The following is a 25,641-nucleotide window of genomic DNA, read 5'->3' on the forward strand; positions in this document are numbered from 1 at the left end:
AAGGCGGACGGCTTTGTTGCCGGTCGTTATCGTACCCCGATATTTACGAACGCAGACGACTGGGTCGCAATCCTTGCGCAGCCCCTACGGAACTAGATCAAACAATTGATGCTTGATGAATTGTCCAGCTGACCTGAGCGCCAACCTTGCGTCTGTAAGACCGCCATTCCACAGAGGCCATGCATGGATCATGTCGGGCCATACCTCCAACGTCGTTGCGACGTCGGCTATCGCGGCAGCCTCCGCGAAACGCGTCGAGTCTGCGAGCAAAGTTTCGGCTGACCCGACCTGAATGAGTGTTGGTGGAAATCCTCTGAGGTTCGAGAACAGCGGAGACAGAAACGGGCTCCTGCGGTCGAGCGATGCCGGAGCAAAGGCGTCAGCCAGTTCCTCGAGGTAGCCACGGTGGATGATCGGATCGATCTGATCCTTGCTTTGTAGCGTCGTCCCGGACATTGAAAGATCGGTCCAGGGCGAAATAAGCCAAGCGCATGCCGGCGACTCTTCGTTGGCTCTGCGCAAGGCGTTGATTAGGGTAATTGTGAGATTGCCGCCAGCGCTGTCACCGCCAACTACTATATCGCTGGCGTCTATGCCCTGCTGGCGCAGATATCGCCAAGCGCTCATCGCGTCGTCGTGAGCGGCAGGAAACGGATTTTCCGGCGCGAGCCGATAGTCCATCGCCAGGGTGCTTATGCCAGCAGCCCGCCCCGCCTCTGTCACGAGGCGTCGATGACTGAGGATTGATCCCGAACAAAAACCGCCTCCATGAAAATACAGAAGCACGCGCGTCGTATCTGCCCCCGGTGAGAAGGACCATTCCCCCGCGACATTGCCGCAATCGACAGTCCGCAACTCGACATCGTCGGCCACCGGCCAGATCGACCCGACTTCATCAAGTCGCTGCCGGCGTTGATCCCACCCGACCGGGCGGGGCTTTGACAACAGTACTGCGCGAATATTCGCAATCCCACTTTCGGCCAAGGATAATTTCCCCCGAAAACTCGTGAAAATTGAGCGGCAATTTCAAAACTTCGCAGAAGCAAGTCTAGAGGGAACACAGGTATTGCGCCAGCAGCGGACAATCCCGCATAATCCTGAATCTGACATCGATTGGCGCTCGGCTCCCACTTGTAATTCGCCAGTCGTGCTTAACTAGAACGAGGGCTGTTCTTCACAAAGTGGAGGATGCTGCAATGCGTGAACCAAATCTTGAAAAGCTGAACGCACTCGTAGGAAAGCTGGTCAACGACCTCGGCATTTCACTCGGCGGTGCCAGTATACTGCTCGGCGATCGTCTCGGCCTCTACAAGGCAATGGCGGATGGAGATATCTTCACGCCTTCGGAGCTTGCCAAGAAGACCGGCCTGCATGAGCGTTATGTCCGCGAGTGGCTCTCCGGCCAGGCCGCCTCTGGTTACATCGATTATCACCCTGAAAAAAACGCGTTCTCGCTCTCGGCCGAACAAGCGATGGCGTTCGCCGAGGAGGGGTCGCCAGCTTTCTTCGCCGGTGCATTCGATGTCGTACAGTCCACCTATCTCGACGAACCCAAGGTCGCCGAAGCATTTCGAACAGGAAAGGGCGTTGGCTGGCATGAGCATTCGAAGTGCCTTTTTTCGGGCACCGAACGCTTCTTCAGGCCGGGCTATAACGCCAATCTGGTTTCGAACTGGATTCCGACGCTCGAAGGCGTCGAAGCCAAACTGAAAGCTGGCGCCAAGGTGGCGGATGTCGGATGCGGCCACGGCGCCTCTACCATCGTGATGGCGCAGGCGTACCCCAAATCCAGGTTCTTCGGGTTTGATTACCACAAACCTTCGATCGATCGCGCGAAGGTCCTGGCCCAGGAAGCGGGGGTCGGAGACCGAATTGAATTCGCGCAGGCCAGTGCCAAGGATTTTCCGGCAAAAGACTACGATCTAGTCGCTTTCTTCGATTGCCTGCATGACATGGGCGACCCCGTTGGTGCGGGCAAGCATGTCAAGGAAACACTGGCCAAAGACGGGTCGTGGATGATCGTCGAGCCATTTGCTCATGACAATCTCAAGGACAATCTCAACCCGATCGGGTCCATTTTCTATCACGCCTCGACATTCATTTGTACACCTGCGTCGCTCTCTCAGGAGGTGGGCTTGGGGCTCGGTGCCCAGGCAGGTGAAAGTAAATTGCGTCAGGTCGCGACTGAGGCAGGATTCAAGCGCTTCCGCCGCGCGACTGAGACGCCTTTCAATATGATCTTCGAAGTACGCGCTTGATCTCTCAGATCATCGGTGCGGAGCGACCCGGATGCCGCGGGAAATGCAGCTTCTAGGGGTTGCATCGCTTCGGACTGATGTCACCTGACGACAAGACCGCTACAGATACGAAAGGAGCCGCTGCAAAAACCTCTCGAAAGTGTAGTTCTGAGTAAGCTGACCGCCACAAAGATCTTGTCTCGCTCATGGCAAGCGGCCGACATCGTCCGTTACCGATTGTCGGTTTGGCACCAGAAGCGGACGTGAGCTATCTTAATGTCGCAAAGGATTACCGCATGCGTGAGCGGCTTCAAATCGACTAATTGGATACCCGGCACCGATGTTGCGGTCGAGCGGCTCGTCGATGTGCGACACGATGCCGATTACATGTGACACTCGTAGGATAGATCGATTCCAGGATTCGGCAATATACTTGGGATGGGCGTTGCACATTGTTGGCGTTAAGCCAGTTTCATGCACATGAGCTTCGCGTCATCCTTCCTTTCTGCAAGACCTATTGAGACGATTAACGCGAGTATGGCTGAAGTAGACGAAGGCACTCGGCTAGATGGAGCAGTCGTCACGAGCCACGCGCGAGAGCACTCTGCAATCCGTAAGAATACCGTATAGTTAGAGTTCTGCTCTGCCCTTCATCTTCAGATTGCACGCTCGACGCGCTTAATCATGGCCTCAGAGCATTATTGTCGAACTTGAATATTACGGCAGCAGGGCTGTCCTTCAGATGAATCCTGAGCGAACATTTACGCAATAGCTTTCCATATCACGCGCTGCATTTTGTCCCCACATGGGGATTGCGCAAAATTCGCTCGATCGACACGCTCGGTGTCAGCGATCTCCGGTTGTCGAGGGGGTAGCTAGGTTCATGCATCTCTGTTCAGCGCGAAGCGTAGTCGCGTTAGAAGCGCGACATCATCATGGAGTGGCAATCATGGCACTGATCAATGGTACACCAGGTAACGACATTCTGGACGGCACCCCAGTTGCGGATACGATCAATGGGCTCCCGGGTAATGACACTCTCTCGGGCCTCGGCGGTGATGACACGATCAACGGTGGAGCCGGTAACGACTCGATCGATGGTGGCGTCGACAACGACACCTTGAACGGCAACGCGGGAGACGACTCCATTCTCGGAGGAGATGGAAACGACCAGATCAGTGGCGGCGCTGGCATCGATACGATCGACGGTGGCGCTGGAGATGATACGGCTAGCGGCGACGCGGGGGACGATACGATCAATGGCGGATCGGGGAATGATGATCTCTCCGGCAACGCGGGGGCGGATACGATCGATGGCGGCGACGGAAATGACAACGTCGACGGCGGTGCTGGAAATGACGTCCTCTCGGGGGGCGCAGGCGATGATACACTCGCAGGCGCTGCTGGCGATGACACATTGAATGGTGGTGATGGTGCTGACGCTCTGTCAGGCGGGGTGGGCGCTGATACCATCAATGGCGATGCCGGCGACGATACCCTGACCGGCGGGCTCGGCAATGACACGCTGGAAGGCGGCGACGGCAATGATACCGCCAGTGGCGGCCTGGGTGATGATACGGTGAATGGCGGCCTCGGTGATGACACACTGAATGGCGGTGCCGGTAACGACACCATGAACGGAGGCGATGGTATCGACACCCTCAATGGCGATGCCGGGAACGATATCATGAACGGCGACGCCGGAAACGACACACTCAATGGTGGAGCGGGCGACGACGTCATGGATGGCGGTGCGGGTAACGACCTGCTGGCAGGTGACGCCGGTGACGACACAATCGAAGGCAGCGCTGGCGATGACGTCGCTAACGGCGGCGACGGGGCAGACGAACTGTCCGGTGGCACCGGCGTCGATACGTTAAACGGCGATGCAGGCGACGATACGCTTGCCGGCGGCGGTGGAGCGGATGCGCTTGAAGGCGGCGACGGTGACGATACGCTGGCCGGCGGTGCAGGAAATGACACGCTCAACGGCGCAGCGGGCGATGATGAGCTGAGCGGCGGTAACGGCGCTGACGTGATGAACGGCGGTATCGGTGATGACGTGCTTACAGGAGGCGCCGGAACCGACGCGATCAACGCTGGCGATGGTACGGGCGCGGACTTCGGTGATGACGAAGTTACCGATCTCAGTTTTGCTGACGGTGACACCATCAGCATCGATGCGGCGCCTGGCTATGACCCGACAACGGTGGCCGTCGACGACGATGGTACCAATACCACGCTGGATTTCGGCTTCGGAACCATCACTCTCGATGGCATTACGGGCGGAGGAACCCCCTATGCATCGATCGAGGACATAAATAACGCAGCGGGTTACACCGCCATCGAAGTTGTCTGATCATTGACGACGTAGGGCGGCACATTGCCGCCCTACGCATTCTGCGCAATTAGGCAGTGCACTATGCGTCTGGCTCACTCGGCCCGAGCAGAATCTGTTGTCAGCGCCGTTCCAGGGCGAAGCACGCTCGTGTGGGTCGTCGTCTTCAGCGTGTCGGCCAACATCCTTCTGCTTGTGTTACCCTTCTACTCCATCGAGATCTTCGACCGGGTCATCAGCAGCGGAAGCATCGAAACTCTCATCGGCCTGACGTCCCTCGGAATTGCGGCGTTGATCTTCAGCGCCTTCTTCGACGTCATTCGATTTCGATTGCTCAGCCGGTTCGCCGTCACATTTGAACAGCGCATCGCACCGCTCATCCTGGAGGCAACCATTGCCGATCCGGCGCGACGCCGCGAAGGCTCGACGCATGACTTGGTGAAAGTTCGGGAGCTACGGAACTTCTTTTCGGGCGGCGCCGTCATTACGTTGGTCGACGCACCGTTTCTTCCCGTCTTCATACTGATCCTGTTTCTCATTCATCCCTACTACGGCACGATTGCGCTGACTGGCGCGGTCGTTCTGTCGATCATGGGATATGTAAGTAGCTGTATTGCCCGGGCCGAGGTCAATGAAGCGAGCGGTGCAGCCGCACGTTGTCAGACGCTAATGGATGGCATCGTACGACACGGCAACTTCATCAGGGCCATGGGCTGGACCGGAGGCGCCATCCGCGCCTTCATGCGCGCCAATGATGAGGCATTATCTCCTGTCGTTCGCGCCAGCGAACGGGTTGCCGCGATCGCATCGGCGGCACGCATGGTGAGATCTACCCTGCAAGTTCTATCTATCGGATGTGGTGCCTGGCTGGTACTGCAAAATGAGGTCCTCGCCGGCAGCCTGATCGCGAGCTCGATCATGGTCAGCCGAACCCTGCAACCGATGGAGAGCCTTATCTCTGCCTGGCGCGGGGTGACCGCGGCGCAGGAGGCATGGAAGCGCGTCAGCGCCGCGGCGACATGGGTATTGAAGCAACCTCATCGGACCCGCCTCACCCCCCCAAATGGCTTACTGGAACTCAATGGTGTCGGCTTCACCAATCCGCAGGCGAGACGTTCGATCCTGAGAGGTATTGCCTTCCGATGCAGGCCCCGCGAGATCGTCGTGGTCGTTGGTCCGACCGGCGCGGGCAAGTCCACTCTCTTGCGGATAGCGGCCGCCTTGGAGAAGCCCAGCGTCGGTGAAATCCGGCTCGACAATGCGTTGCTGGAGAGCTGGCACCCCGATCAGCTCGGAAGCTACATCGGCTATCTTCCTCAGGATGTCGAATTACTCGCCGGTACTGTTGCGGAAGCGATCTCGGGATTTGAGGACAGTCCGCGCGACGAAGATATCGTCATGGCGGCAACTCTGGCTGGCGCGCACCAGATGATTCTGGCACTGCCGGCCGGGTATCAAACGCAGATCGGTCGCGACGGTCATCGCCTCTCTGGTGGCCAGCGACAGCGCATCGGCCTGGCACGCGCCTTCTTTGGCAACCGTAAACTGATACTGCTCGACGAGCCCAACGCAAATCTCGATCCCGATGGCGAGGCAGCACTGTGCGCTGCGATATTGAGCGCACGATCGCAGGGCGCAACCTTCCTGATCGTGACCCACCGGCCACGCCTCCTGACGATTGCGGATCACGTATTGCTGCTCCGCGACGGCACGCAGGTCGCCTTCGGTCCCGTTTCGGAAGTTCTACCCAGCAACACAGCGGGGCTCCCTTCACGCCGGGGTCCGCGTCAGCCCGACCGCCCGCAACTGCTATCTGGCTAGGAGCAGGAATTGTGACAACTCACGTCCACGAACTCTTACTCGGTCCAACGAGCAGCCACGAAATCCTGGAGAAACCTAGGTCCGATGCCCGACGACTCATAAAATGGGGAGCCTTCCTTTTAGCGATTCAATTCGGCGGATTCGGCCTTTGGGCTACATTCGTCCCGCTGCGCAGCGCCGTCATCGCTCCCGGTATCATAAAGGTCCAATCCAAGCGGAAGGCGGTGCAACATTTCGACGGTGGGATATTGAAGACCATTTATGTCCGCGAGAACGAGCAAGTCGAGGCCGGGCAGATCGTTGCAAAACTCGATACGACTCAAGTTGAGGGAAGCCTTGGCGTATTAGAGACAAAATTGTTTGCTGATCTCTCGCTGGATGCACGGTTACTCGCTGAACAAATGCAGTCCACCGCTATTTCATTTCCTGACGAATTACGGAATTCTCCTCGCCCCGAAGCAAAGACGGCAATTCAGACCCAGGAGACGGAGTTCGCGACGCGATCAAGTGCATTGATCGGCGAGCGGAAATTGATCGATCAGCAGACCCGACAACTCATGGAAACGGCCCGTGGCCTCGAAAACAGTAGGACAAGCCTGCAAGAGCAACTTCAGTTTCTTCAGGAAGAAATACGAGATACAGCATCGCTATTGGAAAAAGGGCTCGCACGAAAGCCACGCGTACTTGCGTTGAAGAGGGCGGAAGCGGACATGCAGGTCCAACTCACGCGCAATCTGACCCAGCAAGCAGAAACACGCGGGAAAATCGCAGAACTCGCCGATCGTGGAAAACAGCTGGGTCTCAACCAAAGTCAGGATATCGCAAAACAGAGTCACGCAACGCGAGAATCGATCGGCGATCTCAGACATCGGATTGGCGCATTGCGTGAACAACTGGCGCGGACTGATTTACGCGCACCGGAGTCGGGACGGGTTGTTCGCCTCAACAGCAGGGAATTGAACACTGTGTTAGCGCCTCGAGAGACACTCATGGAGATCGTACCCATCGAGGATCGCCTCGTCATCGAGGCATCCCTGCGGCCGCAGGATCGCGAGGAAGTCATGGCGGGGCAGAACGCTCGTATCCGCATCATTGCCCTCAACATTCGCCGCCGACCCATGCTGGAAGGCCAGGTGACTGCTGTCGCGGCGGATGCGTTCACTGACACGAAGAGCGGCGTCACATCCTACACGGCAGAAATTGATTTGCAGCGATCACCGGAGGTCGAACCTCATCTCACGACTTTGAAGCCCGGCCTTCTGGTCGAAGTCTTTGTTGAAACAGGCATAAGAACATTTGCGGAGTACTTAATTCAGCCGCTGCGCCTACGCGTCCACCGTGCCTTCCGGGAGAGTTGACGCCTTGGCGGAATATTGAACACACAAATTCTTTGGGAGGCATTTATGCAGCAAGGACACCAACAGGAAAACGGCCGCTCTGACACCATCGGCTCACTGGCCTTCAGGCTTCGAGCGACTCCGGCGAATCCATTGGCCCGCCCCAGCCGCAACTCCAGTGCGCCGCAAAACCTGTGGTTTGCGCGATCCTTAGCCCGACTGCTCGAATGCAAACGCTGCTACGCGGCGTTCTTGTCTCCAGAAGGAGATCTACTCGATCAGACTTCAGTTGGGTTACCCGCGCCCAGTCCCGCATCGGAAGCGTTGGCGAGATCTATCTCGGAGACTTTCAACGGAGACGGCAATTTCATATATCAGTCGTCTGCGTCGCCAAACGGGTTTGCACGCCGGCTGATCGGAACGCGCACGGTCTACGGGCACCACTCGGTCATTGGACGCGTATGTACGGTCTCTGGAGATACTGCCATCTTTATTGCGGGATGGTGGCAGGTGCAGATTCCTGATGCAGAATTCGCTACCGCTAGGCGCGCGATCGAACTCCTATGGGATGCGGTCGCTGATCTGGCAAAAACCACACTGCAGTCTCATCAAATGTGGCTGGATGACATTGAGTCACCCGCCCTGACCATTGACGAAAATCTGGTCGTTCGGAGCATGAACAGCGGGTTTCGGCGACTTGTCGGCGAAGGTGTCATCACTCTCGATCGTGGCACGCTCTCGGGATCGACCCCTCTCATCACCACCCAGCTCAGGGACGCTGTTCGAGCCGCTATCATTCCGGACCCAAACCAAAAGAACGTAGGATCGACCGTGCTCATCTCGCAAGAGGAGCAGCGATTTTTGTTTGCTGTGATCGGTTCAATCCCTGGAAATACCGATCCCAATCTTGCTCTCATCTACGTTCCTCAATTCAATGAGGAGACCGGTGCCCAGCGCATTGCTCTCGCGTTTGGCTTGAGTTGGGTGGAGGCGCGGATTGTTCGCTGTATTCTCCGCGGGCGCTGTCCACGCGCCATTGGATTGGAACTTGGTTTCACGGAAGAAACCGTACGGACTTACATCAAACGCGTCATGCTGAAAGTTGGAATCAATCGCCAATCGGAATTTTTCGTCCTGCATAGTCGAACATTCTCACCGTTCAAGTTGCGACAGCCCGGGGCACCCTACATCACCACATCTTCATCCATGTAAGATCGTGGAGTTCCCCTGGGCATCCAGACGTGATCAGATGGCGCATCGGCAACAGATTTGGATATTGTTGGCGCTGCCCCTCGTTGTAGGAATATCGCACGCGGCGACTGCTGGAGATTTGATCATACCGTTATCGTGCGACATTGGTCGCACGTGCTTCATCCAGAATTACGTAGACATCGACGATAGTCCCTCGGCCAAGGACTACATGTGCGGGACATTGACCTATGACGGCCATAACGGCGTCGATTTTCGATTAACGTCACATGGCGGACGGCAGAATCCGGTTCACGTCGTCGTAGCCGCCGAGGGCACGGTGCTGCGAACTCGCGATGGCCTTGCGGACAACCCTGTGAAAGGTGACAGGCGCGATGCAGCCAAAGGAAATGAATGCGGCAATGGCGTTGTTGTCAGACATTCCGGCGATCGCGAAACCCAGTACTGCCATATGGCCAAAGACAGCATCTTGGTAAAAGCCGGAGATACAGTCCGCGCCGGCCAGGTTCTCGGTGCCGTCGGCATGTCGGGGCTAACTGAGTATCCGCATCTGCACTTTATTGTGCGGCGAGAAGGGAAGGTCATCGATCCCTTTGGAACCGGCTTGATACCTGGTGCTTGCGGCAATCATACTGAAAGTGAATGGACGGATGATGCTCGGGTTCGTCTGACCTATTCACCGCGCGCAGTCTTGAACTTCGGATTCGCTACTGAAGCAGTCACGAACGATATGATCGAGGTTGACGCTGTCTCTCAGCGCAAGCTAACTACGAAATCTGAAGCCCTCGTCGTTTATGTTCGGACAATTGGCTTGAAGACGGGCGACGATCAGTCACTGACGCTGCGCGATCCAGACGGCAGGATCATCGCCGAGAAGGGTCCAGTTGCAGTTGCGCAAAATCAGGCCCAGACGATTCTCTTCATCGGAAAAAAACGGTCCACCGAACCCTGGCCAGGCGGAGTATACTCCGCGACATATATCGTCGGGCGTAACGGCGCGCCGATGCTGAACCAGGTATTTCGTCATGATTTGCGTTAGCGGGTCCATTTTCTATCACGCCTCGACATTCATTTGTACACCTGCGTCGCTCTCTCAGGAGGTGGGCTTGGGGCTCGGTGCCCAGGCAGGTGAAAGCAAATTGCGTCAGGTCGCGACTGAGGCAGGTTTCAAGCGCTTCCGCCGTGCGACTGAGACGCCTTTCAATATGATCTTCGAAGTACGCTCTTGATGTTTCAGATCAACGGTGTGGAGCGACCCGGATGCCGCGTCGGCTGCCACATTGAATATGTCGCTGAAGTCTGGCGGCTGCCTCCGAACGTTTCTGAAAATAATCCTTGACGCTATTCTGTCAAAGATTATATTCTCTTTCATCCCGTCCCACTTTGAGGGGCGTTGCCAGGGACGCTTGTTGGCGCGGGGCGGGATGTGGCGCCTGCGGGCGGGAGGGAGACGTTCCCTCACGCACTCGGGAGGCCTTGGGTCACCGTCCGGCCCCACTACGGGGGTCTGCCACTCATGCTGGCTGGACGTGGCATTGGTGAACGGCGGGAAACCGTCGGGATAAGCGGACTGCGGAGGTCTGCACCTTTGCCCGGAAGAACGGTCCCGGGGACAGAAATCGCCACGATGGAGCGTCGAAAGGCGTTTCCGCGGCCTCTGCTGTCCGGCGATCCGGACACTACGCTGCGGCACTGTACCCAAGTCGCGCCTTTCGGCGCTTCATCTCCCTCATTTTGAGGGAGAACCCTGGGACCGCCACTCACGCGCACAGGCGCGGGCAAGGACGGCGCGTGGCCGTCACCCAAGTCACCTATATCCAATCATCATCGTCACAACGGGAGTTCACATGATCATCTCGCAACACGACGCTTGGTATCTCGCGCAGCGCGCCAGGGACAAGAACGACCTAGCGGCCAAGCGGTTGTCGGACATGATCGTCGCCGTCTGCATCGAGGAGATCGAGCGCGGCAATGCGAACATCCTTCGCACCCATCGCACTTGCTTCATCAAGGCCTGTCGTCGTGCGCACCATTGCACAGGCAGTCGGCCGATCTGTCTGCTGTTTCAACGACGGCGCGTTTTGAATGCAGAGCAACAGCAAGCGATGCTGGACGAGATGTATTGGCGCGTCCTGGAGGCGCTCGTCGCCAGCGAGGCGGCGTGATGAATTTGTTAACCGGCCTTGCTCACTGCGGCGGCGCTGCCGTGACACCGCATGCGGGGTCCGTTAGTGTCGGGCGCAACAGGGCGCGACGGTGCGCGCTCGCAGCCGGGGTTTTGCGACATGCGCGCACTGACGATCACGACGCTTTCTCCTTTGCGCGCGCGCAGCACGGCGCTTGCTGTCATCGCGGTGCTGGCGCTGCTCGATATCACACTGCTGGTGGCGCGCGAATTGCCGAGCGTGCCAGTGCTGCAGAAAGTCGGCTTCGACATGGAGTCCGCCGGCTTCAAGGCGCGCTTCGCCAACGATGCGGCAGGGAAGGCGGCCTTAAGCAAATTGCCGGCCTATCGCTTCGTCGTGCACAACACGCCGAACGGTCCGCGCTATCTCTATGCCGATCCCGCCAAATGCATGTGCACCTTCGTCGGCAATCGCGACAACTATCTGAACTATCAGGATATCGTGCGCCGTGGCCTGCCGCAGGCGGATTACGTGGCGCCGGACTACAAGACGCAGGCGAGTGCATTGCTCTCGGACGATCCGATCGCGTCAGACCAGATCGACCGGCAGCCCGACAGTCTCGCGGATGCGTTTCGGGATTATTACTGATCTCGATCTCTCCCCGCCTGGCGAAGCTTGGCTTCGACCGGCGGGGAGAGATCAGAACATCAGCCGTCGATCTTGCCCGCGATGATCGGGCCGAACAGCTCCCACTTCTCGCCCTTGAAGCGCTGCATCTGCAGCTGCTCGATCGGGTAGAAGTCGGTGGCCGAGGTCGAGATCGTCACGCCGGGCAGCAATGTGTCGGGCGCGAATTCCTTGAGGTTGGCTGCTTCCTTCATGATGTTCGCACGGGTCAGGTTGTCGCCGGCCTGCTTGAGCACCTGAACGATGGTCTGCGCCTGGCCATAGCCATAGACGACCGAGCCGTCGCTCCTGTCCATGGTGGGCGCATATTTGGCGAGGAAAGCGTAGAATTTCTTCATGCCCTCGTCATTGTCCCAGCTGGAATCGGCGCCGTCCTTGGCGTAGTTCGCCGACAGGATGCCTTGGGCGATCTCGTAACCCGCCGGCTTCATCACGCCGCCGACCGAAGCGCCGACATTGCTCTGGATGAAGGTTGGTTTCCAGCTGAGCTCCGCCACTTTCTTGATCGCCTGCGCAGCGAATTTCGGCGTGGTGAAGCTGACAAAGGTGTCGGCATTGGTCGACTTCAGCTTGACGATGTGGGACTCGATGGTCGGCTCCGACACTTCATAGCTTTCCTCGGCGACAATCATCGATGCCGCCTTGGCGCCGAGACCATCCTTCAGGCCCTTCAGCATGTCTTTGCCGAAATCATCGTTCTGGTACATGACCGCGATCTTGGCGTCGGGCTTTTCCCTCAGCAGATAGGCCGCATAGATCCTGGATTCGCTCTGATAGGCGGGCTGCCAGCCCATGGTCCAGGGGAAGTCCTTGTAGTCGCCGAACTTGGTGGCGCCGGTGGCAACGAACAGCTGCGGGACTTTCTTGGCATTCATGTATTTCTGAATGGCGGAATTCGACGGGGTGCCGAGCGAGCTGGCGATGAACAGCACTTCGTCGGATTCGACGAGCTTGCGTGCCTGCTCCACGGCCTTCGGCGGCGAGTAGCCGTCGTCATAGGTGATGTAATTGATCTTGCGGCCGTTGATGCCACCCTGATCGTTGATCATCTTGAAATAGGCTTCTTCCATCTTGCCGATCACGCCATAGGCGGATGCGGGCCCGCTATAGGGCATGATGTTGCCGATCTTGATCTCGGTATCGCTGGCGCCGGTATCGTATTTCTTCTGGGCGAAGGCAGTACCGCCGAGGGCTGCACTGAGGGCTGCGGCAACCGTGAACGTCATTGCACGCGAGCTGAACGAAGGCATTTCTGATCTCCCTGATCATGTGATGAAGCCGCGCCTGTTCTTGCCTTTGTTGAATGCTGCGGCGCGTCGAATTGAATACTTTTCCGCTGCAACTGGCAAGAAAAAGCCCCTCACGACTTTCGTCGTAAGGGGCTGTTTTATTAAGCAGTTTTAATGTTCGAGCGAGTTGTTGCGGTGCGCTTCGTCTCTGCCTTCTCAGCCGTCATGCCCGGGCTTGTCCCGGGCATCCACGTCTTGGCCGCGAGCTAAGAAGGCATGGATGGCCGGGACAAGCCCGGCCATGACGAAGTGTGAGACGTTCGCATTTTTGTGAATGATTACCCGCCGAGCTTGCTGTCGATCGGCGGGCCGAACACGTCCCACTTCTCGCCGGTGAAGCGCATCATGCGCAGCTGCTCGATCGGGTAGAAGTCGGTCGCCGAGGTGTTGATCTTGACGCCCGGCAGCAGCGTGTCGGGTGCGAAGTCCTTCAGGCTGGCGGCCTGCTTCATGATGTTGGCGCGGGTCAGATCGTCGCCGGCCTGCTTGAGGACCTGAACCACGGTCTGTGCCTGGCCGTATCCATAAGCAGCCGAGCTTTCGGCCGGATTGGCGAAGGGGGCGTATTTGGCGAGGAAGTCGAGATACTTCTTCATGCCCTCATCGTCCTTCCACTGCGGATCGATGGCGTCCTTGGCATAGGCCAGCGACAGCACGCCCTGCGCGTTGTCGATACCCGCCGGACGCATCACAGCGCCGACCGAGGAGCCGACATTGCTCTGGAAGAACATCGGCTTCCAGCCGATCTCGGCCACCTTCTTGATCGCCTGCGCAGCGAATTTCGGCGTCGAGATCGAGACGAAGATGTCGGCGCCCGATGCCTTCATCTTGACGATGTGCGAGTCGATGGTCGGCTCGGAGACTTCATAGCTGTCTTCAGCCACAATCATCGAAGCCTTCTCGCCGAGGCCGTCCTTGAGGCCCTTCAGCATGTCCTTGCCGAGGTCGTCGTTCTGGTAGAATACCGCGATCTTGCCGTTCGGCTTCTCGGTCATCGCATACTGCGCGAAGATGCGGCCTTCGCTCTGATAGGCTGGCTGCCAGCCCATGGTCCATGGCGAGGTCTTGTACTCGCCGAACTTGGTCGCGCCAGTGGCGACGAACAGCTGCGGCACCTTCTTGGCGTTCAGGTATTTCAGGATCGCCGTGTTCGACGGCGTGCCGAGCGGACCGAACACGAACAGAACTTCGTCGGATTCGACGAGCTTGCGGGTCTGTTCCACGGCCTTGGCCGGGCTGTAGGCATCGTCATAGCTGACGAAGGTGATCTTGCGGCCGTTGATGCCGCCCTGATCGTTGATCATCTTGAAATAGGCTTCTTCCATCTTCCCGATGATGCCGTAGGCCGAAGCCGGGCCGCTATAGGGAATGATGTTGCCGATCTTGATCTCGGTATCGCTCGCCCCGGTGTCGTATTTCTTCTGGGCATTCGCGGAAGTTGAGAAGGCGAGAAACGCAAACGCCGCGCTCGAGAGCGCGGCGGTGCGCAGAAAGTTTCTGCAGTTCATAGGTCCTCAGTGTTTACGTAGTTTGCCTATCAAGCCCTGTGCCAAATAGGCGAGTTGCCTGGCCCCATTCGGGAGCAGGAAGATGATGATGATCAGGATGACGCCGAACACGGCGCCAGACAGACCCTTCGAAATGTGTTCCGCAATATTCGGAACGAAGACGATGAAGGCCGCGCCGGCGAGCGAGCCCGGCAGCCAGCCGACGCCGCCGACCACCACGCCCAGGAACAATGCGATGGCGAGCTGGATGGTGTAGCCATCCGGTGCCACGAACTGCACGGCGATGGCGCCGAGACCGCCTGCGACGCCGGTGATTCCGGCGCTGACGCCGAAGGCCAGTGTCTTGTAGAGCGAGACGTCCACACCCATCGCAGACGCGGCGATTTCGTTGTCACGGATCGCCATCATGGCCCGCCCGGAGCGCGACTTCAGCAGGTTGACCGAGAAGATGTAGATCAGGATCGTGACCGCGAGGGTGAAGAAGTACAGCCACATGTCCTGCGACACTTTCAGACCCAGCGACGCCAGGATCTCCGGTGCATCAGGCTTGGTGACGACAAGGCCCTGCACGCCGCCGGTCCAGTGTTCGAACACGCCGAGCTTCAGCAATTGCGGCATCGCCACGGCGAGGGCGAAGGTCGCCAGCGCGAGGTAGATGCCGGACAGTCGCAGCGCCGGCAGGCCGAACAGGAAGCCGGCGATGAAGCAGACCAGACCAGCCACAGGGAGCGTCAGTGCGTAGTTGACGCCGACATGTTCCATCAGGATTGCCGACGTATAGGCGCCGAGGGCGTAGAACGCGCTCTGGCCGAGCGAGAACTGGCCGCTGGCGCCGGTCAGGATGTTCAGTGCGAGAACCGCGATGGCGTAGATCAGCCACATCGTCATCTGGAAGATGATGAAGTTCTTCACGAACAGCGGAGTGACGATGAGCAGCGCCAGGATGATCAGCGATGCCAGCGGGCCGAGCGCCATTGCCTTCTTGGGAACGGCGGCGACCACGGGAGCAGTGGAGACGTCTTGAACGGTGCTCATGATCAAACTCGCTTCACGATGGTGCGGCCGAACAGGCCATTGGGCTTGACGACCAGCACGGTGATGATCAGCGCCAGCGCGATGGGCAGCTTCAGCTCGTTACCGACACCCGGGATATAGGTGCCGACGAGGTTCTCGAAGACGCCGACAAGGAACCCGCCAATGACGGCGCCGAGCGGGCTCGTCAGACCGCCGACGACGGCTGCGGCAAATCCGTAGATCAGGACGCCGCCCATCATGTTGGGCTCAAGGAACACCACCGGTGCGATCAGCATGCCGGCGATCGAACCGATCGCAGCTGCCATGCCCCAGCCGAGTGCGATCATCCATGACGTGTTGATACCGACCAGCCGCGCCGATTCAGGCAGGGTGGCGGCAGCACGCATGGCGAGACCGACGCGGGTGTAGCGGAAGAAGATGAACAGCAGGACCAACAGGATCAGCGTCACGCCGATCATGCCGGCCTGATGCGTCGAGATCAGCTGGCTGCCCAGGAAGGGCGATGAGCCGAACGGCGACGGGAACTGCTTGATGGTGAAGTCCCAGGTCAGGCCCGCGACGCTGTTGATGATGGCGAACAGCGCGATGAAGCCGGCGACGTGGGTCAGTACCGGCGCCTTGGCGAGAGGCTTGAACAAAGCCCGCTCGATGACGATGCCGCCGACAAAGGAGAAGATCAGCGTCAGCGCGAATGCGCCCCAATAGGGGATGCCCCACTGCATCAGCTGCCAGGCGATGAAGGTCGAGAACATCGCCATTTCGCCCTGGGCGAAGTTCAGGTGGTCGATCGCCTGATAGATCATCACGACCGCGAGCGCCATACAGGCGTAGATCGCGCCGGTGGCGATGCCAGCCAGGACTTGATTGGTAAAGAGTTCCATGGCCGCCCCCTCAATATCCCAGATACGATTTACGGACGTCTTCATTGTTCGCGATCTCGTCGGCGGTGCCGGACATCACGATGCGTCCTGTTTCGATGACATAGGCCTTGTCGGCGAGTTCGAGCGCGAGCTGTGCGTTCTGTTCGACAACGAGGATGCTGACCTTGTCCTCGCGGTTGATCTTGCCGAGGATCTTGAACAGATCCCGCACGATCAAGGGCGCGAGGCCGAAGGACGGCTCGTCCAGCAGCATCAGGCGGGGACGCAGCATCAGCGCGCGGGCGACCGCGAGCATCTGCTGTTCACCGCCGGAGAGCGTGCCGGCCTGCTGGGTATGGCGCTGCTTGAGCACCGGGAAGTGGGCATACATGCGCTCGATGTCGTCACCGATCGTCTTGGTGTCCTTGCGGCTGATCGCGCCGAGCTGCAGGTTCTCTTCCACCGTCATGGTGGTAAAGGTGCCGCGGCCCTGCGGAACATGGGCGATGCCCAGCCGCACGATGCTTTCGGTCGACTTGTTGTCGAGCTTCTTGCCCTCGAACTCGATCGAGCCCGTGGAGCGGATCATGTTGCAGATCGAGCGCAGCGTGGTGGTCTTGCCGGCACCATTGGCGCCGAGCAGGGTGGTGAGGCTGCCTTCCTGTAATTCGAATTCGAGGCCGTGCAGCGCCTGGACCTGGCCGTAATACGCACGCAGGTCTTTTACGTGAAGCATCGCGGTCATGAGTCTTTGTCTCCCAGATAGGCCTTGATCACAGCAGGGTCTTTCTGGACGGCAGCGGGTGTGCCTTCAGCGAGCTTCTTGCCGAAATTCAGCGCGACGACGTGGTCGGCAATCGACATCACGAGACCCATGTGATGTTCGACCAGCAGAACCGTCACGCCGCGATCGTCGCGGATACGGCGGATCAGGTCGCCGAGGATATAGACTTCTTCATGGTTGAGGCCGCCTGCGGGCTCGTCGAGCAGCAGGATCTTCGGCTCGGCGGCGAGCGCACGCGCGAGCTCGACGCGCTTCTGCGTGCCGAACGGAAGACCGCTGACGATCGTATCGGCAACGTGGTGCAGGTCGAGATAGTCGAGAATGTTGTTCACGTCCTTGTTGATATCTGCCTCGCCCTTGCGGACCCATGGCAGTTTCAAGGAATCGCTGATGATGTCGCTATTGGTGCGCGCATGCTTGCCGACGCGGACGTTGTCCCGCACCGTCAGGTTGGGAAACAGCGCAACGTTCTGGAAAGTACGGCCGATACCGATCTCGGAGATCTTGTGCGCGGGGCGATTCAGGATCGTCTCGCCGTTCATCAGGATGTCGCCCTTGCTCGGCTGGTATAGCCGGCTGAGGCAATTGAACAGCGTGGTCTTGCCAGCGCCGTTCGGTCCGATGAGGCCGAGAATGTGACCCTGTTGCATGTCGAACGAGACGCCGTTCAACGCGATGATGCCACCGAACACGACGCTGACGTCGCGAACCGAAAGCAGCGGCGCCGTCGATGCGACGGGCGCGCGCTCTGCGAGTTGTGCCTGCGTCATGTGCGGCGACCCTCGATCGTCTGCTGCGGCGAAGTTTTCCGCAGGTCACGACGATGAGGGCTGTCAGAGCCCTTCAACAATGCGTGCAACTTTCCCTCCTGATTTGATTTTTTTGCTGTCGAGTTTTTTGGATTGTGGCGCGGCTGCTCCCCCGAGCGCCGCTTCGATGTTCCTTACCATCGTCAACAGCCGAGGTCCAATATCGTTGAGCAAGCGATCTTCCGTGAAACGAAACGCGGGAGCGCCGCAATTAAAGGCATAAGGACCGGTGCCGTCATTCAATGTCATTGCAACACCGGCAGCGTGCACATCGTCCTGCCACTCGCCAGCCGAGATCACAAAACCGTGGCGCGCGACCATTTCGCCTGCGCGTTCGAGGCCATCGCGCATCTTCGACCAGCGATGTCCGTAGTGCTCGCGGAATTCGCGCAATAATTGGGCACGTTCTTCCGGCGGCAGCGCCCAGAAATATGCGCGGCCCATCGCTGTGGTTGCAATGGGAATGCGTGAGCCGACGTCGAGTTGAACGCCGACGGTGAGACTCGATTTGCTCTGCCCGAAATAGATCATGCTCAACCGATCGCGCGCGCCTACTGCGCAGGCACCGCCAGTCTGCCGCATCAATTCGTCGCGAAACGATTCCGAGAGATGCTTAACGCCCAGGTTCGCAAGTGCAGCATACCCTAGGGCCATAGCTGCTGGCGCGAGCTGATACTTCTCGAAGCGCGGCACCGGTGTAAGGTATCCCAACTTCGTGAGTGTATAAGTCAATCGCGAGATGGTTGGCTTTGGCAGCTTGGTACGGGCGGCAATCTCCTGATTGCCGAGAAGCCCGTCATTGGGGCGAAATGCACGCAAGACATCCAGGCCGCGAGCCAGCGCGACGACGAAATTGCGATCTGTCGCCACATTCTTCGCTGGACGTTTCATGCTTCCCAAAATTTGGTTTTGTCAGTTTCATACGATTGCACCACGGCCCTCGTTGACAAGGGACGCTCTTCAAAATAACCCTCCCTGTCAAGATGTGGAATTAAATTTCGCAGTGCGAAACAAAGAAAATCAGACCGGTAAACGTAGCCAAGGAGAATGCCGTGAGCGATGTCGTAAAGCTTGAGCGTCATGATGAAGTCGCCATCGTCACGATCAACTCTCCCCCTGTGAATGCATTGAGTGCGGCGGTTCGCCGCGGCATTTTTGAAAACGTCAAAACTGCCGCTGCCGATCCTGCCGTGAAGGCGATCGTGATCGCATGCGCGGGCCGCACCTTCGTTGCCGGTGCCGACATCACGGAATTCGGCAAACCGCCGCAGTCGCCCGGATTGAGCGAAGTCATTTCGGAAATCGAGAATTGCTCCAAGCCTGTGATCGCAGCGATCCACGGTACCGCGCTCGGCGGCGGCCTTGAGCTCACGCTCGGCTGTCACTTCCGCGTGGCGACAAAAGACGCCAAGCTCGGCCTGCCCGAGGTGAAGCTCGGCCTGCTGCCTGGTGCTGGCGGTACGCAGCGTCTGCCGCGCGCGGTGGGTCCTGAACTCGGCGTCAAGATGGTTGTCACCGGCGACCCGATCGGCGCATCCGAAGCCCTGAAGAACGGTCTGATCGAAGAGATCGTCGAAGGTCCGGCGTCAGGCGCCGAGGCTTTCGCGCGCAAGGTCATTGCCGAGAAACGTCCACTGCGCCTGTTGCGCAATGACGATTCCAAGCTTGCCGCCGCCCGCGCTGATCGTACGATCTTCACCAATGCCGCTGCAGCCGCCAACAAGAAGAACCGCGGCATGAACGCGCCGCTGGCCTGCGCGGAAGCCGTGAGCTGGACGCTCGACGTGCCGTTCGACGAGGCGCTCAAGAAGGAGCGCGAGATGTTCCTCAAGCTGGTCGCCGACGATCAGTCGAAGGCGCAGCGTTATGCCTTCTTCTCCGAGCGCGAAGCCGCCAAGGTCCAGAACGTGCCGGAAGGCGTCAAGCCGCGTTCGGTCGAGCGCGTCGCCATCATCGGCGCCGGCACGATGGGCGGCGGCATCGCGATGTCCTTCGCCAATGCCGGTATTCCCGTCACGCTGATCGAGACCGGCCAGGAGCAGCTCACGCGCGGCCTCGGCATCATGCAGAAGAATTATGAAGCGACCGCAGCGCGTGGCGGCATTCCTGCCGATGCGCCGGCCAAGCGCATGGCGCTGATCACCGGCAAGGTCGGTCTTGAGAACGTCAAGGACGTCGATCTGGTGATCGAAGCCGTGTTCGAAACCATGGCGATCAAGAAAGAAGTGTTCACCGCACTGGATGCCTATGCCAAGCCGGGCGCAATCCTCGCTAGCAACACGTCCTATCTCAACATCGACGAGATCGCAGCCGTCACCAAGCGTCCGCAGGACGTGCTCGGCATGCACTTCTTCTCGCCGGCCAATGTCATGAAGCTGTGCGAAATCGTCCGTGCCGACAAGACGGCACCGGATGCACTCGTGACTGCCGTCGCGGTCGCCCGCAAGATCGCCAAGGTGCCGGCTGTGGTCGGCGTGTCCGACGGCTTCGTCGGCAACCGCATGCTGGCGGCCCGCTCCAAGCAGTCCGAGAAGCTGTTGTTCGAAGGCGCGCTGCCGCAGCAGGTTGATGCCGTCGTCACCAAGTTCGGCATGCCGATGGGGCCGTTCGCCATGGGCGATCTCGCCGGTCTCGATATCGGCTGGCGCTCGCGCAAGGATCGCGGCATCACCTCGCCGATCGCCGACGCGCTCTGCGAAGCCGGCCGCTTCGGTCAGAAGACCGGCAAGGGCTACTACAAGTATGAAGCCGGCTCCCGTGTGCCGGTGCCGGATCCGGAAGTCGAGAAGCTCATCGACGACACCTGCCGAAGCCTGGGCCTGACCCGTCGCGCCGTCAGTGATCAGGAAATCCTGGAACGCATGATGTATCCGATGATCAACGAGGGTGCCCGCATCCTTGAGGAGAAGGTCGCATCGCGTCCGAGCGATATCGACGTGATCTGGCTCTATGGCTATGGCTGGCCGATCTATCGCGGCGGCCCGATGTTCTATGCCGATCAGGTCGGTCTCAAGCAGATCGTCGAGCGCCTGCAGTTCTACGCCAAGCAGACCAACGATCCTTCGCTGGAGCCGGCTGCGCTGCTGAAGAAGCTCGCCGATGAAGGCAAGACGTTTGCGTCGCTGGCGAAGGGCTGAGCGTGATGCGTACGCTGCTCTTGCTTCACCTCTCCCCACCGGGGAGAGGTCGGATCGCGAGCGTAGCGAGTGATACGGGTGAGGGGACTTCTGCGTCGCTTGTGGCTCCCCCTCACCCCAACCCTCTCCCCGGAGGGGAGAGGGGGTCTACGGCGTTCATGGCGAGCGTATTCCGCAACATGCAGGCATTCGAATGACCCATCCCGGCGAGCAGCATTACCCACCGGGCGTCACCTGGGACGCGCCGATCGTGCGTGGGTCGCTGCCGGGCCTGCTGGCGGACTCCGTTGCCAAACACGGCGACCGCACCGCCATCGAATTTCGGGATCAGCCGATCTCGTTCAATGATCTTCAGGCACGCGTCGATATCGTCGCTGCCGCGCTGATGCGCGCCGGCTATGGCCGCGGCGATTCCATCGGCATCTTCCTCGGCAATACGCCGGATCATCCGGTCCACTTCTTCGGCGGCCTCAAGGCCGCCGCGCGGCTCGTGCATCTGTCGCCGCTCGATGGCGAGATCGCGCTGTCGCACAAGCTTAAGGATTCCGGCGCGCGCGCGCTGGTGACGAGCAATCTCGCCACGCTGCTGCCGATGGCGCTGAAGTTTCTCGACAAGGGTCTGCTCGACAGGCTGATCGTCTGTGAGGATGACGACTGGGGCGCGGTGAACAATCCGCAGCTGCCGCTGCCGGAAAATCCCGCCATCGTCACCTTCCGTAATTTCACCGCGGGCGCGACACTGCCGGCGCAATGGCCCGAAATTTCGGCGGATGATGTCGCGCTGCTGCAATATACTGGCGGCACAACCGGCCTGCCGAAAGGCGCGATGCTGAGCCACGGCAATCTGACCTCGGCCGTGTCGATCTATAATCTATGGGGTTCACCGGCACGTGCCGCGCGCAACCAGGTCGAACGCGTGATCTGCGTGCTGCCGCTGTTTCATATCTATGCGCTGACCGTGATCCTGCTCGGCCGCATCAGCCTCGGCGACACCATCTCGCTGCATCAGCGCTTCGATGTCAGCCGTGTGCTCGACGATATCGAGAAGAAGAAGGCCACCGTATTTCCTGGCGTCCCCACCATGTGGATCGCCATCGCGGCCGATCCGTCGCTTGAGACGCGCGATCTGTCGTCGCTGGTGTCGGCGGCCTCCGGCGGCGCGCCGCTGCCGGACGAGGTGGCACGTCTGTTCGAACGCAAGACCGGTCTGTCGCTGAAGAGCGGCTGGGGCATGACCGAGACCTGCTCGCCCGGCACCAGTCATCCGCCCGGCGGCCTCGACAAGCCGGGTTCTATCGGCCTGATGCTACCGGGGATCGAGATTGACGTGGTGTCACTCGATGACCCGACCAGGGTGCTCGGCCTCAACGAGACCGGCGAGATCCGCATCAAGGGACCGAACGTCACGAAGGGGTACTGGAACCTCGAAAAGGAAAGTGCCGAGTCCTTCGTCGGCGATCGCTTCCTGACCGGCGACATCGGCTACATGGATGAGGACGGCTTTTTTTATCTGGTCGATCGCAAGAAGGACATGATCATCTCCGGCGGCTTCAACGTCTATCCGCAGATGATCGAGCAGGCGATCTACGAACATCCGTCGGTGCAGGAAGTGATCGTGATCGGCGTTATCGATCAATATCGCGGCGAGGCGGCCAAGGCCTTCATCAAGCTGCGCAATGGCGCGGCATCGTTCACCATCGACGAACTGCGCACGTTTCTCACCGGCAAGCTCGGCAAGCATGAATTGCCCGCCGCTGTGGATTTCGTCGACGATTTGCCGCGCACTGCGGTCGGAAAACTCTCGCGCCATGCCTTGCGTGGCTTGCAACCCGCGCCCATCATGAATCAACAAGCAACTTTGCAACAACAAACCGCCTCCGGAGGATCTCGCCCATGACCGAAGCCGTTATCGTTTCCACCGCCCGTACGCCGATCGGCAAGGCCTTTCGCGGCGCGTTGAATGCCACCGAAGGCGCAACGCTGCTCGGCCATGCGATCGAGCACGCCGTCAAGCGCGCCGGCATCGATCCCAAGGAGGTTGAGGACGTCGTGATGGGCGCTGCCCTGCAGCAGGGCGCGACTGGCGGCAACATCGCACGCAAGGCGCTGCTACGCGCCGGCCTGCCGGTCACGGTTGGCGGGACCACCATCGATCGCCAGTGCGCTTCGGGCCTGCAGGCGATTGCGCTGACCGCACGTTCGGTGATCTTCGACGGCGTCGAGATCGCGGTCGGCGGCGGCGGCGAGTCGATCTCGCTGGTGCAGAACGAGCACGCCAACAAGTTCCACACTGTCGATCCCGAACTGATGAAGATCAAGGGCGACGTCTATATGCCGATGCTCGACACCGCCGAGACGGTGGCCAAGCGCTACAACATCTCGCGCGAGCGCCAGGACGAGTATTCGCTGGAGAGCCAGCGCCGCACCGCAGCCGCGCAGCAGGGCGGCAAGTTCAATGACGAACTGGCGCCGATCTCCACCAAGATGGGCGTCGTCGACAAGGCGACCGGCGAAGTCTCGTTCAAGGACATCACGCTGTCCAAGGATGAAGGTCCGCGTCCAGAAACCACCGCGGAAGGTCTCGCCGGCCTGAAGGCTGTGCGCGGCGACGGCTTCACCATCACTGCCGGCAATGCCTCGCAGCTCTCGGACGGCGCCAGCGCCACCGTGATCATGAGCGACAAGCTCGCCGCACAGAAGGGCCTCAAGCCGCTCGGCATTTTCCGCGGCTTCGTTTCCGCCGGCTGCGAGCCGGACGAGATGGGCATTGGTCCTGTGTTCGCCGTGCCGCGTCTCCTGAAGCGTCATGGCCTCAAGATCGAGGACATCGATCTCTGGGAACTCAATGAAGCCTTCGCCGTGCAGGTTCTGTATTGCCGCGACAAGCTGGGCATCGATCCCGAGAAGCTCAACGTCAATGGTGGCGCGATCTCGGTCGGCCATCCCTATGGCATGTCGGGCGCACGTCTCGCCGGTCACGCATTGATCGAAGGCCGTCGCCGCAAGGCGAAGTATGCCGTCGTCACCATGTGCGTCGGTGGCGGCATGGGCTCCGCCGGCCTGCTCGAAATCGTTCACTGATAACCCGTCATTCCGGGCCTGCACTCCAGCCGGCTTCGCCGTCTTTCGTGCATCCCGGAATGACAATCATTCACACAAGGAGGATCCGATGGATCTGAGTTTTAGCAAGGAAGAAGTGGCATTCCGCGAAGAGGTGCGAACCTTCTTCCGTGAGAGCCTCGACCCGGTCGTGCGCAAGAAGCTCCAGGAAGGCCATCACACCAGCAAGGACGATCTGGTGAACTGGCAGCGCACGCTCAACAAGAAGGGCTGGGCGGTTCCGCATTGGCCGACCGAATATGGCGGCACCGGTTGGAGCGCTGCCAAGCAGTACATCTTCCTCGAAGAGCTGCAGAAGACCCCGGCGCCGCCGCCGCTGCCGTTTGGCGTCAACATGGTCGGCCCGGTGATCTACACCTTCGGCAACGAGGCGCAGAAGAAGCACTATCTGCCGCGCATCGCCAATATGGACGACTGGTGGTGCCAGGGCTTCTCGGAGCCGGGTTCGGGCTCGGATCTCGCCTCGCTGAAGACCACCGCCAAGAAGAAGGGCGATACCTACATCGTCAACGGCCAGAAGACCTGGACCACGCTGGCTCAGCACGCCGACTGGATCTTCTGCCTCTGCCGCACCGACCCCGATGCCAAGAAGCAGTCGGGCATCTCCTTCATCCTGATCGACATGAAGTCGAAGGGCATCACCGTCCGCCCGATCCAGACCATCGATGGCGGCGTCGAAGTCAACGAAGTGTTCTTCGATGAGGTCGTGGTGCCGGCCGAGAATCTGGTTGGTGAAGAGAACAAGGGCTGGGACTACGCGAAGTTCCTGCTCGGTAACGAGCGCGTCAACATCGCGCGCGTCGGCATGTCGAAAGAGCGCATCCGTCGCATCAAGGAACTGGCGTCCAGCGTGATGTCCGGCGACAAGCCGCTGATCGAGGATCCGCAGTTCCGCCAGAAGCTGGCTGCGACCGAGATCGAGCTCAAGGCACTCGAACTGACCCAGATGCGCGTCGTCGCCGCTGAAGGCAAGCACGGCAAGGGCAAGCCGGATCCGGCCTCGTCGATCCTCAAGATCAAGGGCTCGGAAATCCAGCAGACGCTCACCGAGTTGCTGCTCGAAGTCACCGGCCCATTCGCACTGCCGTTCATGCCGGAAGGTGAAGGGCAGAACGAGGAGGGCGACTGGGCCTCGCCGATCGCGCCGACCTATTTCAACTACCGCAAGGTGTCGATTTATGGCGGCTCCAACGAGATCCAGCGCAACATCATCGCGAAAGCGGTGCTGGGGCTGTGATTTCTTCCTTCTCCCCGCTTGCGGGGAGAAGGTGGTCCGATTGCGCGTAGCGCATTCGGACCGGATGAGGGGGAGCCTCCGCCGGCTCGGTGCCCGCGGATAGTCCC

General features: G+C 59.6%; 21 protein-coding genes and 1 pseudogene. 14 read left to right on the forward strand and 8 right to left on the reverse strand.

Annotated features, from left to right (window positions below; genetic code table 11):
- Positions 1-84 precede the first annotated feature (84 nt).
- Complete coding sequence (locus A4A58_RS09660) at positions 85-984, reverse strand: alpha/beta hydrolase (RefSeq protein WP_068731320.1); 900 nt, start codon at positions 982-984, stop codon at positions 85-87.
- A 212-nt stretch (positions 985-1,196) separates the two neighbouring features.
- Between A4A58_RS09660 and A4A58_RS09665 the strand changes: the two genes are divergently transcribed.
- The 9 genes and pseudogenes from A4A58_RS09665 (at position 1,197) to A4A58_RS09700 (ending at position 11,716) form a co-directional block, all read left to right on the forward strand.
- Positions 1,197-2,258 (forward strand): class I SAM-dependent methyltransferase, encoded by a 1,062-nt coding sequence (locus A4A58_RS09665; protein ID WP_068731321.1) that lies wholly within the window; start codon positions 1,197-1,199, stop codon positions 2,256-2,258.
- A gap of 928 nt (positions 2,259-3,186) precedes the next feature.
- Complete coding sequence (locus tag A4A58_RS09670; RefSeq protein WP_081421792.1) at positions 3,187-4,596, forward strand: calcium-binding protein; 1,410 nt, start codon at positions 3,187-3,189, stop codon at positions 4,594-4,596.
- 63 nt (positions 4,597-4,659) lie between these two features.
- The gene (locus A4A58_RS09675) at positions 4,660-6,396 is read left to right on the forward strand and encodes a type I secretion system permease/ATPase (RefSeq protein WP_068731323.1); all 1,737 of its coding nucleotides are present in this window, start codon (positions 4,660-4,662) and stop codon (positions 6,394-6,396) included.
- Positions 6,397-6,407: 11 nt separating this feature from the next.
- Positions 6,408-7,754 carry an HlyD family type I secretion periplasmic adaptor subunit gene (locus A4A58_RS09680; protein WP_068731325.1) on the forward strand — a complete coding sequence of 449 codons (1,347 nt, stop codon included), beginning with the start codon at positions 6,408-6,410 and terminating at the stop codon, positions 7,752-7,754.
- Between the two features lie 45 nt (positions 7,755-7,799).
- Positions 7,800-8,945 carry a helix-turn-helix transcriptional regulator gene (locus A4A58_RS30240; protein ID WP_139069820.1) on the forward strand — a complete coding sequence of 382 codons (1,146 nt, stop codon included), beginning with the start codon at positions 7,800-7,802 and terminating at the stop codon, positions 8,943-8,945.
- A 37-nt stretch (positions 8,946-8,982) separates the two neighbouring features.
- A complete protein-coding gene (locus tag A4A58_RS31815) occupies positions 8,983-9,981 on the forward strand; it encodes a M23 family metallopeptidase (RefSeq protein WP_068731328.1) in 999 nt (332 codons plus the stop codon).
- Position 9,982: 1 nt separating this feature from the next.
- Positions 9,983-10,171 (forward strand): annotated as a pseudogene (locus A4A58_RS31460) (SAM-dependent methyltransferase); the annotation flags it as partial.
- A 618-nt stretch (positions 10,172-10,789) separates the two neighbouring features.
- Positions 10,790-11,107: a hypothetical protein gene (locus A4A58_RS09695; protein ID WP_068731329.1), complete on the forward strand. Its 318-nt coding sequence runs from the start codon at positions 10,790-10,792 to the stop codon at positions 11,105-11,107.
- A 120-nt stretch (positions 11,108-11,227) separates the two neighbouring features.
- Complete coding sequence (locus A4A58_RS09700; RefSeq protein WP_068731331.1) at positions 11,228-11,716, forward strand: hypothetical protein; 489 nt, start codon at positions 11,228-11,230, stop codon at positions 11,714-11,716.
- Between the two features lie 59 nt (positions 11,717-11,775).
- Here A4A58_RS09700 and A4A58_RS09705 read toward each other — a convergent pair whose 3' ends face one another.
- Entirely contained in the window at positions 11,776-12,981 is a 1,206-nt protein-coding gene (locus tag A4A58_RS09705; protein WP_068731399.1) for an ABC transporter substrate-binding protein, read from the reverse strand.
- On the opposite strand from A4A58_RS09705, the gene A4A58_RS31125 reads away from it, so the two are divergent.
- On the forward strand, positions 12,971-13,159 hold the full coding sequence (locus tag A4A58_RS31125) for a hypothetical protein (protein ID WP_192855901.1): 189 nt from the start codon (positions 12,971-12,973) through the stop codon (positions 13,157-13,159). The two genes, A4A58_RS09705 and A4A58_RS31125, sit on opposite strands and share 11 nt — an antisense overlap.
- A gap of 163 nt (positions 13,160-13,322) precedes the next feature.
- On the opposite strand, the gene A4A58_RS09710 is transcribed toward A4A58_RS31125, so the two are convergent.
- The 6 genes from A4A58_RS09710 to A4A58_RS09735 all read right to left on the reverse strand — a co-directional run bounded on the left by A4A58_RS09710 (position 13,323) and on the right by A4A58_RS09735 (position 18,931).
- Complete coding sequence (locus tag A4A58_RS09710; protein WP_068731333.1) at positions 13,323-14,552, reverse strand: ABC transporter substrate-binding protein; 1,230 nt, start codon at positions 14,550-14,552, stop codon at positions 13,323-13,325.
- Between the two features lie 6 nt (positions 14,553-14,558).
- Positions 14,559-15,587 carry a branched-chain amino acid ABC transporter permease gene (locus tag A4A58_RS09715; protein ID WP_068731335.1) on the reverse strand — a complete coding sequence of 343 codons (1,029 nt, stop codon included), beginning with the start codon at positions 15,585-15,587 and terminating at the stop codon, positions 14,559-14,561.
- 2 nt (positions 15,588-15,589) lie between these two features.
- Entirely contained in the window at positions 15,590-16,468 is an 879-nt protein-coding gene (locus A4A58_RS09720) for a branched-chain amino acid ABC transporter permease (protein ID WP_068731337.1), read from the reverse strand.
- A 10-nt stretch (positions 16,469-16,478) separates the two neighbouring features.
- Positions 16,479-17,192: an ABC transporter ATP-binding protein gene (locus A4A58_RS09725; protein WP_068731339.1), complete on the reverse strand. Its 714-nt coding sequence runs from the start codon at positions 17,190-17,192 to the stop codon at positions 16,479-16,481.
- Positions 17,189-18,001: an ABC transporter ATP-binding protein gene (locus tag A4A58_RS09730; protein WP_068731341.1), complete on the reverse strand. Its 813-nt coding sequence runs from the start codon at positions 17,999-18,001 to the stop codon at positions 17,189-17,191. The genes A4A58_RS09725 and A4A58_RS09730 overlap by 4 nt, the downstream gene beginning before the upstream one ends.
- Before the next feature lie 63 nt (positions 18,002-18,064).
- On the reverse strand, positions 18,065-18,931 hold the full coding sequence (locus tag A4A58_RS09735; RefSeq protein ID WP_068731343.1) for an IclR family transcriptional regulator: 867 nt from the start codon (positions 18,929-18,931) through the stop codon (positions 18,065-18,067).
- A gap of 161 nt (positions 18,932-19,092) precedes the next feature.
- On the opposite strand from A4A58_RS09735, the gene A4A58_RS09740 reads away from it, so the two are divergent.
- The 4 genes from A4A58_RS09740 (at position 19,093) to pimC (ending at position 25,534) form a co-directional block, all read left to right on the forward strand.
- Entirely contained in the window at positions 19,093-21,177 is a 2,085-nt protein-coding gene (locus tag A4A58_RS09740; RefSeq protein ID WP_068731345.1) for a 3-hydroxyacyl-CoA dehydrogenase NAD-binding domain-containing protein, read from the forward strand.
- A 193-nt stretch (positions 21,178-21,370) separates the two neighbouring features.
- The gene (gene pimA, locus A4A58_RS09745; protein ID WP_068731346.1) at positions 21,371-23,074 is read left to right on the forward strand and encodes a dicarboxylate--CoA ligase PimA; all 1,704 of its coding nucleotides are present in this window, start codon (positions 21,371-21,373) and stop codon (positions 23,072-23,074) included.
- A complete protein-coding gene (locus A4A58_RS09750; protein ID WP_068731348.1) occupies positions 23,071-24,258 on the forward strand; it encodes an acetyl-CoA C-acyltransferase in 1,188 nt (395 codons plus the stop codon). Before pimA ends, A4A58_RS09750 begins: the two co-directional genes overlap by 4 nt.
- Before the next feature lie 88 nt (positions 24,259-24,346).
- Complete coding sequence (gene pimC / locus A4A58_RS09755; protein WP_068731350.1) at positions 24,347-25,534, forward strand: pimeloyl-CoA dehydrogenase large subunit; 1,188 nt, start codon at positions 24,347-24,349, stop codon at positions 25,532-25,534.
- Positions 25,535-25,641 lie beyond the last annotated feature (107 nt).

Origin of the sequence: Tardiphaga robiniae (genome assembly GCF_001618955.1) — a bacterium.
Lineage (GTDB): Bacteria > Pseudomonadota > Alphaproteobacteria > Rhizobiales > Xanthobacteraceae > Tardiphaga > Tardiphaga robiniae_A.

What these genes read in the sequence shown, in the direction of transcription:
- A4A58_RS09730 (WP_068731341.1), bottom strand. Translation starts at nt 18,001, where the DNA reads ATGACGCAGGCACAACTCGCAGAGCGCGCGCCCGTCGCATCGACGGCG.
- A4A58_RS09750 (WP_068731348.1), top strand. Translation starts at nt 23,071, where the DNA reads ATGACCGAAGCCGTTATCGTTTCCACCGCCCGTACGCCGATCGGCAAG.
- A4A58_RS09715 (WP_068731335.1), bottom strand. Translation starts at nt 15,587, where the DNA reads ATGAGCACCGTTCAAGACGTCTCCACTGCTCCCGTGGTCGCCGCCGTT.
- A4A58_RS09695 (WP_068731329.1), top strand. Translation starts at nt 10,790, where the DNA reads ATGATCATCTCGCAACACGACGCTTGGTATCTCGCGCAGCGCGCCAGG.
- A4A58_RS09675 (WP_068731323.1), top strand. Translation starts at nt 4,660, where the DNA reads ATGCGTCTGGCTCACTCGGCCCGAGCAGAATCTGTTGTCAGCGCCGTT.
- A4A58_RS09720 (WP_068731337.1), bottom strand. Translation starts at nt 16,468, where the DNA reads ATGGAACTCTTTACCAATCAAGTCCTGGCTGGCATCGCCACCGGCGCG.
- A4A58_RS09665 (WP_068731321.1), top strand. Translation starts at nt 1,197, where the DNA reads ATGCGTGAACCAAATCTTGAAAAGCTGAACGCACTCGTAGGAAAGCTG.
- A4A58_RS09735 (WP_068731343.1), bottom strand. Translation starts at nt 18,931, where the DNA reads ATGAAACGTCCAGCGAAGAATGTGGCGACAGATCGCAATTTCGTCGTC.
- A4A58_RS09725 (WP_068731339.1), bottom strand. Translation starts at nt 17,192, where the DNA reads ATGACCGCGATGCTTCACGTAAAAGACCTGCGTGCGTATTACGGCCAG.
- pimA (WP_068731346.1), top strand. Translation starts at nt 21,371, where the DNA reads ATGACCCATCCCGGCGAGCAGCATTACCCACCGGGCGTCACCTGGGAC.
- pimC (WP_068731350.1), top strand. Translation starts at nt 24,347, where the DNA reads ATGGATCTGAGTTTTAGCAAGGAAGAAGTGGCATTCCGCGAAGAGGTG.
- A4A58_RS31815 (WP_068731328.1), top strand. Translation starts at nt 8,983, where the DNA reads ATGGCGCATCGGCAACAGATTTGGATATTGTTGGCGCTGCCCCTCGTT.
- A4A58_RS09700 (WP_068731331.1), top strand. Translation starts at nt 11,228, where the DNA reads ATGCGCGCACTGACGATCACGACGCTTTCTCCTTTGCGCGCGCGCAGC.
- A4A58_RS09710 (WP_068731333.1), bottom strand. Translation starts at nt 14,552, where the DNA reads ATGAACTGCAGAAACTTTCTGCGCACCGCCGCGCTCTCGAGCGCGGCG.
- A4A58_RS09705 (WP_068731399.1), bottom strand. Translation starts at nt 12,981, where the DNA reads ATGACGTTCACGGTTGCCGCAGCCCTCAGTGCAGCCCTCGGCGGTACT.
- A4A58_RS09670 (WP_081421792.1), top strand. Translation starts at nt 3,187, where the DNA reads ATGGCACTGATCAATGGTACACCAGGTAACGACATTCTGGACGGCACC.
- A4A58_RS30240 (WP_139069820.1), top strand. Translation starts at nt 7,800, where the DNA reads ATGCAGCAAGGACACCAACAGGAAAACGGCCGCTCTGACACCATCGGC.